Raw genomic sequence first — 11,917 nt, 5'->3', positions numbered from 1 at the left:
CCTGGGGCGAAACGGCCAGCTGGCCTACCAATCGAGAGATCGCCTCCAACTACCCGCAAAGAAATCGACAAACCTATAGGATTGCCAATTAGTTATCAAGCAAAACTATATTCATGGATCAGTCGCACCTTCCCAAGCCGCAAGCCCGAGAGGATCGCCGGCTTGTGAATCGGGATGAGGCTCTGAACCTGCTGTTTGCCGCAGCCCAGGATGTGGCAAGGGAGGAGGGCAAGCTGGCTGATGGCGTGTATGGCTCCCTGGAGCAGTCGCACATCAGTTCCACCAGCTTCACGCTGAAGAGTGCCAGTGGCCAGATGATTGCCCGGTTTCCCTGGCTAAGGCAAGGGAGGTGATCGGTATTCGGCGTCAGATTGCGCGAGATATTACCCGCAAGGCAGGGCTGGAGATCACACCTTATGCAAACGACCAATCAAATAAACGTAATTTACGTAATCTCCCTGAGGAAATCCGGGCGATTACCTGGGCGATCAGCAGTGGCCGTAGATTTCCGGCTAAGGGCTACCAGAGGCGCGACATCTGGATCGGTCTGCTGCTTTTGATCCCAGGCATCATCCCAGGGGTGCTGTATCTGGGCTGGATCGCGCAGAAGCGCCGTCGCTATGAAAAAAGACTCAAAGAGCTGGTAACTCGGTGGCGTACCAACGGGCGGCAGGAGCCTGCTGCGAACCTATTCGCCCATTTCCACCTGGACTAAGCCAGGCACTGGCCCAGCCGTCCTAAGCTGCAGACTCATACCGGCTGGCCCAAATGAGCAGCGAAACCACTAGCGCAGCCCCCGCCCAAGACCCCCACGCCCTGACGCTGGAAAACGTGGAGCGCACCCTCGATGAGCTGCGCCCCTACCTAATGGCCGACGGCGGCAACGTGGAAGTGGTGGAAATCGACGGCCCGATCGTGAAAGTGCGCCTGCAGGGCGCCTGCGGCAGCTGCCCGAGCAGCACGATGACGCTCAAGATGGGGATTGAGCGCAAGCTAAGGGAGGCGATTCCCGAGGTGAGCGAGGTCATTCAAGTTATATAAACCAACCAAGTCGAAATACAAATCAATTCCAGCCGCTGGCCATCGATTCACCACAATAAATGCACAACCAGGGCTTCCATTGTTGGAGCCTCAAAATATAATTAAGCCCGGCTTGCGACCGCCCAGCGACCTATGACTTAGCAAGTCAACTAGGGGCTCCTGGGAAGGCATCATCTTTGAGATTGTACCAATCTCAAAGAGCGATATGCGTCGAATCGGCCTTGACCAGGACAATTGACGCTTCCTTCAACTGCCGAGCACCACAGATACACCGACGTCACCTTCCTAGACGCATTGGGAAAATGAATTGCTCAAGCACCTGCGGTTCTGTGATGAGGAAATGCAGGCTCTGGCGTGGGCCATCAGCCAGGGGGTCTTGGGTATGGCTAATCCGTCGTTATTTGGCCTACCGCAAAGCTGTTGAAGATCTCATTCTTCGCTGGCGCATGAATGGCAAACGAGACCCCGACCCGTACTTTTTCAAGCTTTACAGCCGAAAAGGGTAGTCAGGCGTTAACAACCATCACAAAGGTGTCCATGCTGAGCACTGCCGTTTGCGGGCACCTTCCCCAGCCCTAGGCTGAATCCAGCACCCCTGGCAGAGTCAACGAAGAAGCCGGGATCCTTCAGTGGAGTAGTGAGGATGTCTGGCCCCTTTAACCGACGCCTGCGAGTGGCCAAGGTGCTGATGCATGCTCTCGTCGCCAGTCGGCGCTCCGAAGATCACGGTGTAATCACCGTGGCAGTGGGAATCGTGGCGGCCCTGGTGCTGATCCTCAGCGGTGCGGCGATCGTGCAGTTGAGCAGCGGCAACCTGCGCGGGGTGTTTGCCTCCTCCGACACCCGCCAGGCGCGAGGGGCTGCGGCCGAGGGCACGGATCTGATGATCGACACATGGAACCAGCCCCAGAACCGTCGGCTGCTCGTATCGGGCCAGACCCCCACCACCTGGAACGCAGCCAACCTCAGAAGCCCCTGTTTTGAGTCAACCACCAACACCCGGCCCGGCCCCAACAATGACGGACTTCCCGATCAAGCCGCCATCAATTTGGGTGATGGCCAGTGGCGCAATGTGGTGAGCGGAGCAGTGGCCACTGCCACGCAGGATGGGCGGCAGTTCAGGCTGGTTCGGATCAGTTTCACCGCCTCAAACGGCGGCGCCACCCCCAATCCCCGCGGCCTGCGGCGCACCGCAACCCCTGGGGCTGCCGCCACCGGCGACACCCTGCCCGCGGGAGTCACCAGCTGGGACCAGCTGGTGAACCTCGATGATCCGGATGGTCTCGGCAACGCCCAGCCCGGGAGCAACAGGGGCTTTGTGGTGCTGGAGGTGGAGGGACGAGTGGTGCGCAATGGCCAGGTGATAGCCAACTCCCGAGAAACCCGCGAATTCGAGGTGCTGCCCAAGTGCTGCGGCGCCTCGGTGGGAAGCAACAACTCCGGCGGCATGAACTACGCAGGCACCACTGGCTCGCTGGGCTCAGACAGCCGCGTGTGCAATCTCCAGTATGGAGTGGTTACAGGCTTCAACGATGGCTGGCATTGGTCGTATTTCGCCAACGACCAATTCACCCAGAGGAATCCCATCACAGGCGCGGTGGAGCGCTATTCGCCGATTCTTGGCGTGGTGGCAAACCCTGGCGATCTCTTCGAGCGCCGTAACTGCCGGGTGCGACCCGGCCGGGGCAAACTTCAATCTGGGGACTGCCCGGAAACATTCCAATCAGGCGATCCACGCGGCAACGATTCCAGCTTCAACACCAACATCCGTGGTGCTGGTGCACCCGATGCTGCTGAGCTGATCTGCCAGCAAACAGGCACTCCCAGCTATTTTTCTGGTCCTGAATCTGATATCCGCGGCACATCGGCATCATGTTCACCGATCGTGCCTCTCCAAGCGACGGCCTTTCCCAACGTCAACGACTTTGTCCTCGGATGGACCGCAGGCTGGGGACCAAGAAACATCATCACCCTGGCTACGGCCACCACCAACCAAGTGGCCAATGCAGCCATCTGGCCCAGCCTCAGCACCGACAACGGCGACGGCACAAGACCCAACAGCCAGGCCACCCTTCGCCTGCGCACCAACAATGAGGCCAACCGGCAGCGGGTGGAGCTCTGCTTGACCGATAAGACAGCGGCAAGCTCCGACAACTGCACAGCCAACACCTGGCTGAATGTGACAGCTTCTGAGGCACCGAACAGCAACTTCTACGGGCTCGGAGCCAGCGCCACGGGCAGCCAGGACTTCCTCGGCGCAAACAACCTTTCAAACACTCCAGCTACAAATTTAATAATACTTGGCAACGCGACCACAGCAAATACCCAATTGTTCAGAGACGTCAACCTCGACAGCTTTTCAGGGCCGCGACTGCAGACGCCATTCCTGGAGTTTGCCGTGCAAAAATCAGCTGCCTTTGATACTAACGATCTGCTAATTATAGAGGCATCGCCTGATAACGGAACCACCTTCTATCCGCTGACCTCCGCATCCATCCAGGGAAGCGCCATCACAACAAACGCAGCTGGCACAACATTCCGCCTAGGGCTTCCATTTTCCGGTTCCAACGTTCGCATCCGGTTTCGCGATGGAAACGGATGGGCCACCGGTGAAAACATCACAATTACCGACCTCGAGATCAGTTCCGTCAATCCCCCGGCGGCAAGCACGCAATCCCTCTATCCGATCTTCCGCGGCCCCTGGTGTCAGTTCAGCAGCAGCTCCCCCGTCACGGCCGAGCCGGGCTTCCATTGCATCGGTCCCACCGTCAACCAATTCGACGGCGGTCGCGTGTTCATCGACACCACCGGCGGCCCCTTGAGTTTTGTTTATAACGAACCCACCACCACCGACCGGCGATTCGGCATTGCCAATACGGCAAATCCGGAACGCTTCATCTTCCTTTCGCAGTCACCCGCCCAATTCACCCACGTCTTTTGCCCCTCCATCGTATCCGAATGCGCCAACGTCATCGATGATCAAACCTACAACTTCTCCGCCGTTGGCGAGCCTGATCGACTCAACTTCTTCGGTCGCAACACTGGATCAGCCGGCCAGGAGCAGAACGTTTCAATTACAACGCCGTTTGGACAAACCGCCAAGGTAGGTGGCGTGTGGTTCTATCTACCCCAGGGGTTCGTGGAACTCACCATCAATGACTCTGGAGCAGCCGGCAGCGTTCCAGCAGGCTTCTACACCAACAACGAAGACAACTGGAGCTTCTACGGCCGAATCTGGGTGAAGAACTTCAAGCCCTTCGGCGCATTCCACCTGAGACTGCCCGATTCCAGGGTGGCTGGGGCTGGCGCCCTGGGGGTTGCCAACCCCGCCCAGTTCACCTCCCAGAGCGGTGTCGACTGGGTCGCCCGTGCCACCACCAGTGCCCGACTTTGGTGACCTTCCCACAGCGCGTGCAGCGGCGCCTCCGGGAGCTGCATCCCCAGGAACGGGGTGGCTTTCTGGTTGAGGCGTTGGTGGTGAGCGTGATCGTGACCGTTGCCCTGCTCGGCACACTCAGCGTGTTCAATATTTCCTCCCAGCTGCGCAATCGGGCAGGTGAACGCAGCCAACTCAACGACGCCATCGACGCCGATCTGGCAGCCATTGAGGATCGGGCTGCAGACCTCACCTGTTGCACCGGAGTGTGCAGGCTGGGCTTGGCCGGCGTGACCACAGACAACACGGCCCCCTTCACCCAGCCGTGCAACACCGCCAATCGACGCGACGATCGCTATTTCTACCCTCAACTTGATTCGGATACTGTGACTGCCGGCAGTGAGGCGGAAACCGTGGATGCCCTCTGCCGGGAACCCGTGCGCGGAATCATCAGCGATGCCGTGTTGATCGAGTTCAACACCATCCCGGTCAATGGCGCCCTCACGACAGGCGGTGGCGCCCGGGCTCCGATCGTGCGCCTCAACAGCGTTCAGAACCAGCTGGGCAATCAGAACATCCTTCAGGTCACTTACACCGACACCAACAGCGGGAACGCGGTCGTGCGCGTCGCGCGCGTGGTGCCCCCCATGGCCCGCTTCTGCCCATGACGCGTCCTCGACCTCCCAGCAGCGGCTTCAGCCTTCCGGAAATGTTGATCACGGTGGTGATCCTCGGCGTGATCGCTGCCATTGGAACCGACTCCCTGGTGAACCTCGCCCGGCGCGAGCGCGCCAACTCTGTGACCACCGAACTGACGGGTTGGCTCGATCAGGTGAGTCGCGATGCCAGCCGCTTCAATGCCCAGGCCGGTGGCGCCCTCTGCACCGTGACCATCAGCACCGGCACCGTAGCCGTCGGAGCCCAGCTGGCCAGGATCGAACCCGCTGCCTGCGCCTCCCAAAACATCCTCACGCTGTCGGACCTCTACGCCAACAACGCCAGCGCCACTATCACCGGCACCCCATCCCAGTTTGTGTTCACCCCACGCGGGACCCTCTCCACCACCACCAACGCCGCTCTTCCCAACGGCCAGGTGCTGATCAATATCAACGTGAACAATGAGCGTCCCCTCCGCTGCATACGCCTAGTGGGCCTGATCGGGGTGCTGGAGGTGGGGCGCAACAACGCGGCCGCAACGGGTGCCTGCACCGAGTGGGGTCGGGTGTAACGCAATGACCAATCCCGTCTCCAGCCCGAAGCTCCCCAGGCCCCAGGCCCCATCCCAGCACGGGTTCACCCTCGTGGAACTGCTGGTGGCCCTGGCGATCAGCGCCCTGTTCGTGCCCCTGATCTGGAGCAGCATTCAGGGAGCCATTCGATTTTTCGAAGCCAACCTCTGGCAGGTGCAGCTTGAGCGTGATCTGAACCGTGTTTCAACCCTTCTCGATGCGGAGGCGGAGGATGCCTGTGTGTTCGGCACCACCGCCGCGCCAGCCGCCTGCGCCGCAGCCGCTCCCGTGTGCGCCGCAGCGGCAAACCAACTGCGCATGCGCGTGACCCTGTTGGATGCCAACAGTGTTCCCACCGGCGCCGATGCGGTGATCCTTTACACCCGCAACACGGCGACCAACGAGCTCCTCCGCTCTGGCCCCCAGATCCTGGCAAACGGCCGGCTCGATCCCGCCAACACAGCCGCCAACGACCAGCTGGTGATGCGTGGCGTCACCGGCTTCGCCGTGACCCCCAACAACGACTGTGACACCGCCACCGTGACCATCACCGCTACCCCTGTGGCCCCCAACACCTTCACCACTACGCAGGGATTCGGCAATCCCGTGACCCGCACTATCGGCCTGCGCACCGGCTCTCGCCCTTATGTGGACTGAGTTGCATCCATGTCCAGCCCCCCCGATGAGCTGCGCCCCTATCTGATGGCCGACGGCGGGAACGTGGAAGTGGTGGAAATCGACGGCCCCATCGTGAAGGTGCGCCTGCAGGGCGCCTGCGGCGGCTGCCCCAGCAGCACGATGACGCTCAAGATGGGAGTCGCCGAAGTGGTGCAGGTGCTCTGAGCACCACGGGGCACCACTCCGTTGGCTTTTAGGCTCCCCCCAACCGCCCCGCCCCCGTGCTCGACCAGCGCCTCCTGCGCGACAGCCCTGAGCTGATCACCACCCAGCTGGCCCGCCGGGGCATGGCGCTAGACCTCGCTCCGCTGCAGCAGATCGCTCGCCAGGAGAGGGATCTCGAGGAGCAGCGCAGCAACTTTCAAGCCGAAGGCAACCGCATCGGCAAGACCGTGGGGCAGCTGATCCAGGGCGGATCTGCCCCAAACAGCCCCGAAGTGCAGGCCCTGCGCGATCAGGGCAACGCCATCAAGCAGCAGGTGGCCGCCCTCGAGGAGCAGGAAAAAGCCCTCGAGCTGCAGCTGCGCGATGCCCTATCGGCCCTGCCCAACCTGCCCTCGCCCGAGGCGCCTGATGGTCGCAGCGAAGCCGACAACATCGAGATCAAGCGTTGGGGCAGCCCCCGGGTAGAAGACGGCCTGCAGGAGCACTGGCAGATCGGCGAGCGGCTCGGCCTGTTTGAAACCGAGCGCTCGGTGCGCATCGCCCAGAGCCGTTTCATCACCCTGATGGGCGCTGGCGCCCGCCTGGAGCGGTCCCTGATCAGCTTCATGCTCGATCTGCACACCGCCAAGGGCTACCGCGAGGTGATGCCGCCGATCCTGGTGAATTCCGCCAGCCTCACCGGTTCGGGCCAGCTGCCCAAATTCGCCGAGGAGAGCTTCCGCTGCGCCGACGACGACCTCTGGCTCACCCCAACCGCCGAGGTACCAATCACCTCCCTGCACCGCGACGAGGTGATTCCTGCCGAGCAGCTGCCGCTCAAATACGCCGCCTACACCCCCTGCTTCCGCCGCGAAGCCGGCAGCTACGGCCGCGACACCCGCGGCCTGATCCGCCTGCACCAGTTCAACAAGGTGGAGCTCTACTGGTTTTGCCATCCCGACCACTCCGCCGCCGCCCACCAGCAGATCACCGCTGACGCGGAAGCCGTTCTGGAAGCCCTCGAGCTGCCCTACCGCAAGATCGAGCTCTGCACCGGTGATATGGGCTTCTCCGCCGCCCGCACCTACGACCTCGAAGTGTGGCTGCCAGGCGCCGGCTCCTACCGCGAGATCTCCAGCTGTTCGGTGTGCAACGACTTCCAGTCCCGCCGCTCCGCCATCCGCTTCAAAGATGGCAAAAACACCCGCCTGCTCCACACCCTCAACGGCAGCGGCCTCGCCATCGGCCGCACCATGGCCGCCCTGCTCGAAACCGGCCAGCAGGCCGATGGCTCCGTGCGCCTACCCGCAGCCCTAGTGCCTTACTTCGGGGGCGACACGATCGCAGCGGGGTGATGGATCAAACCCAACACCTGAGCACCCAACTGGAAGGTAATGGAGCGTCTGGTGGATGGCTACACCCTTGAATTCATTGGTGCCACCCTTCTCTGCGTCGACATCCACTGGGTGGGTCACGGCTCGGGCTCAAGGCCCAGATACAGGCACAAGCCGGCGTCAATGGCTTCAAGCTCTTCTGGTGACACATCGCCGTAGCGCCTGCGGACGCGTTGCTTGTCGATGGAGCGCAGCTGATCCACCAGGGCTGTCGATGGCTTGGTAAGTCCGCTGGATCCAGGGGCCAAGGCTGGATAGAGCGCCCCTTGGGCAGGAGTGCCCGTGACGGGCACCACCGCGATCAAAGGAAAGCGCTGGTTGCCGTTCACAGCCGCGTCGCTCACCACCACACAAGGCCGGGTCCCCTGTTGTTCATGGCCCAGCGTTGGCTCCAGGTCGACAAGCACCAAAGTGCCTCTAGCCAGGTTCATGACACTGGCTCTTGCCAGCCTTGATTGGCGCTCCAGCGCAAGGGCCGGCCTGCGGTGGGGTCGAGCAGATCGCTGTCTTCTGTGGGCAGCGCCTCACCCCAGGCCTCCAGCCCCAAGGCGGCGGTGGCCAGGCAGTCGGGATGGGGTTCGTCGAGTGATCGCAGCAACTCCAGGTGCCGACGGCGCTTGAGCTCATGACGCACGGCTTCTGTGATGAAGCGACTGCGGTTGCTCTCGTAGCGATCAACGCCAGCAACTAACTCCGCCGGCATCGTCACCGTGACGCGCTCGTATGGAGATGACGCGACGGCCATGGTTGATATGATGCTAAATATGATCATACCCGTTTGCGGCGTAAAGGGAGGCCAGCCGCAGCCATACGAAAAACATCTGTTGAGTGGCGCCACACACGCAGCGGGCGTCACTAAGCCCGGCTCCAGCAGGGGCACCTGCTCCCGCAATGAGTGATAACCAGCCCCTGCTCCGCCTGGCGGAAACGCGGCACGCTCAACTTCTCCAGAAATGCCATCAACTTATCCGCCTCGTCCGGGTGGCGCTCGGCATATTCATGGGCCGCCTGTCAGGTGCGCAGCAGCCGGGCCAGATCGTCGCGGTGGTGCAATGCAAACAGCGCAATAGGGTTGCGCTGTTGCTGCCACAGCTCGGGTTCGGCGGGGAACACACGGCCGCAGCAAGTGGACTTAGCCAAGACTTAGTTCAGCGGCAAAGAGTACATGCCGCCCCCCTGCCCCAGGCAAACCCAGCACAGTGGATGCATAAATAGCGGGGCCTGGATGGGCGCTCTCACAGCCAATACATGATCCGGTTCAACCGTGAAGTTACCAATCAGCACCAACTTCGCCCTCACCTCAAGCGCCTCGTCAAAGTGCTGCGGCTCTGGAGCTACTACAGATAGTCGTTTTCAAGGTAGTACTTATCGAGCCGACCAGGGCAGATAGGCATGCACGATTGACTGAAGATTCAGCTAATCGCACGTATCTAGGCCGCGTATCTAGGCACAGAGCCGGAGCCGCCTCACCTACTTCGGGAACAAAAACTGCACCTGGGCCCGGATCGTCACATCACCGAAAAGATCAGGCTTCACCACATTGGCGTAGGCCTGCAGCGACGCATTAATCGGTTGCTTGCCGATGCGAAACAAGCGGCCCACACCGCCTCCCACCGGCAGAATCCACTGGTCGCCACTGGTCGCACGCCAGTTGGCGGTGATGATCGGTGAGGTCACCAGATACCAGCCATGGGGCAGGTTGAAGTTAATGAAGGGCTGCAGCAGGAAAGCGCTCACCGAGCTGCGATCGCTATTGCCAGCAAACGACCAGATGTTGTTCACCAGCGCCCCAGCCACCCAGGGGCCCTTGCTGTACACCGCCACCGCCGCCGGCCCCGCAGACCACTTACCCCGGCCCAGGCTGCTATCGCTAGCCGTTGGCAATACAAGCGTGGGACCCAAACCAAAGGTCCAAGCGCCCCTGCCCTTGGGCACGAAGAAGAAGCTGGGGTTGAGATCGCCAATGCCATTTTGATTGTCCGTTGCCGTCGGCTGGCTCAGCACCGGCAGAATCGTGCGGGTCACCAAAGTGAGATCCGGGCTGAGCGAAAACGGCACCACTGGCTGAATATTCAGCAGGCTCTGGGTTTGGTCTTCATTGGGCCCAATGCCCGGGGTGAGGTTGTACTGAAACGGAACACTGACCAAATTTGAGATCGGGTTCTGGGCCTCAGTGGCCAGCGCCTCGGTTTGGGCTTCTTGCACTCCTTCTTTCACAGCCTGCGGCTCTACTGCGGCGGGCTCTGCTGCGGCGGACTCTGCTGCGGCGGGAAGTTGCAGCAAGGTGGCGCAGATCAGGGCACTCAAGAAGCGAGTCATATGGGTAAAAACAACTACTGCTGTGGCGGGATCTTAAAAGTCGAGCTCCTGCTGCCACGGCCCGGATTCGGCGGGGAACACACGGCTGCAGCAAGTGGACTTAGCCAAGACTTAGTTCAGCGTTCAAGCGTGCATGCCGCCCCCCTGCCCCCAGGCAAACCCAGCACAATGGACGCATAAATAGCGGGGCCTGGATGGGCGTTCTCACAGCACTGGCGATCCTGGCGGGGCTGATCGTGGTGCACGAGGCGGGGCATTTCTTTGCCGCCACCTTGCAGGGAATCCGCGTCAGCAGCTTCTCGATCGGCTTTGGGCCGGTGCTGATCGAGCGCCAGCGCCGCGGTGTGCAATTCGCCCTAAGGGCCATTCCCCTGGGGGGCTTCGTGGCCTTTCCCGATGACGATGAAGACAGCCCCATCCCCAAAAACGACCCCAACCTGCTGAGCAACCGGCCCCTAGCCCAGCGGGCCCTGGTGATCGCCGCCGGCGTGTTGGCCAACTTGGTGCTCGCCTATGCGGTGCTACTCGGCCAGGGCCTGGTGCTCGGCATACCCGCCGGTTTCAGCGCCAGCCCCGGCGTGCTGGTGAGTGGCGTGCAACCCGGCCTAGCCGCTGCAGCTGCCGGCCTCCAGCCGGGCGACCGCATCTTGAGCCTCAATGGCAGCGACCTTGGCGGCGGCCAAAGCGCCGTTGCCGCCTTGGTGGAGCGCATCAAGGCCGCCCCCGAGCAAACCCTGCGCCTTGAAGCCGAGCGCAACGGCCAAACTCTGCCCCTAGATCTCACCCCCGCCGATCTCGGCGGCGTTGGCCGCATCGGCGCCCAACTGCAACCCAATGGCACCGAGGCCTTCCGCCCCGCCCGCACGCCCCTGGAGCCCTTCCGCCAGGCCAACCACGACTTCGCCGCCCTCACCAACCGCACCGTGGAAGGGTTCGTGACCCTCGCCACCCACTTCGGCGAGACCGCCGGCCAGGTGTCTGGCCCCGTAAAAATAGTGGAGATGGGGGCGTCGCTGGCCAAGCAGGGCGGCAGCAGCCTGTTCATCTTCACCGCCTTGATCTCGATCAACCTGGCGGTGCTCAATGCCCTGCCGCTACCCCTGCTCGATGGCGGTCAGTTCGTATTTCTGCTGCTCGAGGGCCTGCGGGGTAAGCCCCTGCCCGAGCGCTTTCAGATGGCTTTCATGCAGTCGGGCTTTGTCTTCCTGGTGGGCTTGAGCGTGGTGCTGATCGTCAAGGACACCTCCCAGCTACCGGTCGTGCAGCAGCTGCTTGGGCGCTGAGCCTCACCGCCGCAAGGTAAGATCAAAACACTTATCCGATCGCAGTTCAGGCCGCATGGCGAAGAAGTCGATGATTGCGCGCGATGTCAAGCGCAAGAAGATGGTTGAGCGTTTTGCCGCCAAGCGCTCTGCCCTCAAGGCAGCCTTCGACGCCGCTGCAGGTCCCATGGAGCGTCTGGAAATCCACCGTAAAATCCAGCTGCTGCCCCGCAACAGCGCTCCCAACCGCGTGCGTAACCGCTGCTGGGCCACCGGCAAGCCCCGGGGCTATTACCGCGATTTCGGTCTGTGCCGCAACCAGCTGCGCGAGCGTGCCCACAAAGGTGAGCTGCCTGGAGTAGTCAAGTCTTCCTGGTAATCACCTAAAGATTCCCAAGGCGCCTGCGGGCGCTTTTTTTATGGCCAAGAAAGGCCATAAACACGATAAAAAGCGAAGGATGCCCCAGTAGTAAC

General features: G+C 61.7%; 15 protein-coding genes. 11 read left to right on the top strand and 4 right to left on the bottom strand.

Annotation, left to right across the window (positions count from 1 at the left end; translation table 11 throughout):
• Positions 1-113 precede the first annotated feature (113 nt).
• From KBY99_RS00790 to serS, 9 genes are all read left to right on the top strand, one after another.
• Complete coding sequence (locus KBY99_RS00790) at positions 114-353, top strand: hypothetical protein (RefSeq protein WP_254996751.1); 240 nt, start codon at positions 114-116, stop codon at positions 351-353.
• Positions 350-715, top strand: coding sequence for a hypothetical protein (locus tag KBY99_RS00785; protein WP_254996748.1), 366 nt, complete (start codon positions 350-352; stop codon positions 713-715). Before KBY99_RS00790 ends, KBY99_RS00785 begins: the two co-directional genes overlap by 4 nt.
• A gap of 53 nt (positions 716-768) precedes the next feature.
• Positions 769-1,041, top strand: coding sequence for a NifU family protein (locus tag KBY99_RS00780; protein WP_254996747.1), 273 nt, complete (start codon positions 769-771; stop codon positions 1,039-1,041).
• A gap of 643 nt (positions 1,042-1,684) precedes the next feature.
• A complete protein-coding gene (locus KBY99_RS00775) occupies positions 1,685-4,438 on the top strand; it encodes a hypothetical protein (RefSeq protein WP_254996745.1) in 2,754 nt (917 codons plus the stop codon).
• Complete coding sequence (locus KBY99_RS00770) at positions 4,435-5,085, top strand: hypothetical protein (protein ID WP_254996744.1); 651 nt, start codon at positions 4,435-4,437, stop codon at positions 5,083-5,085. The genes KBY99_RS00775 and KBY99_RS00770 overlap by 4 nt, the downstream gene beginning before the upstream one ends.
• On the top strand, positions 5,082-5,645 hold the full coding sequence (locus KBY99_RS00765) for a prepilin-type N-terminal cleavage/methylation domain-containing protein (RefSeq protein WP_254996742.1): 564 nt from the start codon (positions 5,082-5,084) through the stop codon (positions 5,643-5,645). Before KBY99_RS00770 ends, KBY99_RS00765 begins: the two co-directional genes overlap by 4 nt.
• 4 nt (positions 5,646-5,649) lie before the next feature.
• A complete protein-coding gene (locus tag KBY99_RS00760) occupies positions 5,650-6,303 on the top strand; it encodes a prepilin-type N-terminal cleavage/methylation domain-containing protein (RefSeq protein WP_254996741.1) in 654 nt (217 codons plus the stop codon).
• Positions 6,304-6,312: 9 nt separating this feature from the next.
• Complete coding sequence (locus tag KBY99_RS00755) at positions 6,313-6,489, top strand: NifU family protein (protein ID WP_254996740.1); 177 nt, start codon at positions 6,313-6,315, stop codon at positions 6,487-6,489.
• A 56-nt stretch (positions 6,490-6,545) separates the two neighbouring features.
• Positions 6,546-7,823 carry a serine--tRNA ligase gene (serS, locus tag KBY99_RS00750; protein ID WP_254996739.1) on the top strand — a complete coding sequence of 426 codons (1,278 nt, stop codon included), beginning with the start codon at positions 6,546-6,548 and terminating at the stop codon, positions 7,821-7,823.
• Between the two features lie 116 nt (positions 7,824-7,939).
• On the opposite strand, the gene KBY99_RS00745 is transcribed toward serS, so the two are convergent.
• From KBY99_RS00745 to KBY99_RS00730, 4 genes are all read right to left on the bottom strand, one after another.
• The gene (locus KBY99_RS00745; RefSeq protein ID WP_254996737.1) at positions 7,940-8,293 is read right to left on the bottom strand and encodes a type II toxin-antitoxin system PemK/MazF family toxin; all 354 of its coding nucleotides are present in this window, start codon (positions 8,291-8,293) and stop codon (positions 7,940-7,942) included.
• Positions 8,290-8,607: a CopG family ribbon-helix-helix protein gene (locus KBY99_RS00740; RefSeq protein WP_254996736.1), complete on the bottom strand. Its 318-nt coding sequence runs from the start codon at positions 8,605-8,607 to the stop codon at positions 8,290-8,292. The genes KBY99_RS00745 and KBY99_RS00740 overlap by 4 nt, the downstream gene beginning before the upstream one ends.
• A gap of 266 nt (positions 8,608-8,873) precedes the next feature.
• A complete protein-coding gene (locus KBY99_RS00735; RefSeq protein WP_254996734.1) occupies positions 8,874-9,002 on the bottom strand; it encodes a hypothetical protein in 129 nt (42 codons plus the stop codon).
• Positions 9,003-9,332: 330 nt separating this feature from the next.
• Positions 9,333-10,181, bottom strand: a complete 849-nt coding sequence (locus tag KBY99_RS00730) for a transporter (RefSeq protein ID WP_254996733.1) — start codon at positions 10,179-10,181, stop codon at positions 9,333-9,335.
• Between the two features lie 194 nt (positions 10,182-10,375).
• Here KBY99_RS00730 and rseP point away from each other — a divergent pair, with 194 nt between their 5' ends.
• Positions 10,376-11,464 (top strand): RIP metalloprotease RseP, encoded by a 1,089-nt coding sequence (gene rseP, locus KBY99_RS00725; protein WP_254996732.1) that lies wholly within the window; start codon positions 10,376-10,378, stop codon positions 11,462-11,464.
• A 55-nt stretch (positions 11,465-11,519) separates the two neighbouring features.
• Complete coding sequence (rpsN, locus tag KBY99_RS00720; RefSeq protein WP_254931164.1) at positions 11,520-11,822, top strand: 30S ribosomal protein S14; 303 nt, start codon at positions 11,520-11,522, stop codon at positions 11,820-11,822.
• Positions 11,823-11,917: the final 95 nt, after the last annotated feature.

The sequence above is a fragment of the Cyanobium sp. Maggiore-St4-Cus genome (genome assembly GCF_024345615.1).
Taxonomy (GTDB): Bacteria; Cyanobacteriota; Cyanobacteriia; order PCC-6307; family Cyanobiaceae; genus Cyanobium_A; species Cyanobium_A usitatum.
Note: the sequence above shows the minus strand (reverse complement) of the source record. Positions and strands in the feature narration are given on the sequence as shown.

What these genes read in the sequence shown, in the direction of transcription:
- KBY99_RS00790 (WP_254996751.1), top strand. Translation starts at nt 114, where the DNA reads ATGGATCAGTCGCACCTTCCCAAGCCGCAAGCCCGAGAGGATCGCCGG.
- KBY99_RS00780 (WP_254996747.1), top strand. Translation starts at nt 769, where the DNA reads ATGAGCAGCGAAACCACTAGCGCAGCCCCCGCCCAAGACCCCCACGCC.
- KBY99_RS00775 (WP_254996745.1), top strand. Translation starts at nt 1,685, where the DNA reads ATGTCTGGCCCCTTTAACCGACGCCTGCGAGTGGCCAAGGTGCTGATG.
- KBY99_RS00765 (WP_254996742.1), top strand. Translation starts at nt 5,082, where the DNA reads ATGACGCGTCCTCGACCTCCCAGCAGCGGCTTCAGCCTTCCGGAAATG.
- KBY99_RS00760 (WP_254996741.1), top strand. Translation starts at nt 5,650, where the DNA reads ATGACCAATCCCGTCTCCAGCCCGAAGCTCCCCAGGCCCCAGGCCCCA.
- KBY99_RS00755 (WP_254996740.1), top strand. Translation starts at nt 6,313, where the DNA reads ATGTCCAGCCCCCCCGATGAGCTGCGCCCCTATCTGATGGCCGACGGC.
- KBY99_RS00745 (WP_254996737.1), bottom strand. Translation starts at nt 8,293, where the DNA reads ATGAACCTGGCTAGAGGCACTTTGGTGCTTGTCGACCTGGAGCCAACG.
- KBY99_RS00740 (WP_254996736.1), bottom strand. Translation starts at nt 8,607, where the DNA reads ATGGCCGTCGCGTCATCTCCATACGAGCGCGTCACGGTGACGATGCCG.
- KBY99_RS00730 (WP_254996733.1), bottom strand. Translation starts at nt 10,181, where the DNA reads ATGACTCGCTTCTTGAGTGCCCTGATCTGCGCCACCTTGCTGCAACTT.
- rseP (WP_254996732.1), top strand. Translation starts at nt 10,376, where the DNA reads ATGGGCGTTCTCACAGCACTGGCGATCCTGGCGGGGCTGATCGTGGTG.
- rpsN (WP_254931164.1), top strand. Translation starts at nt 11,520, where the DNA reads ATGGCGAAGAAGTCGATGATTGCGCGCGATGTCAAGCGCAAGAAGATG.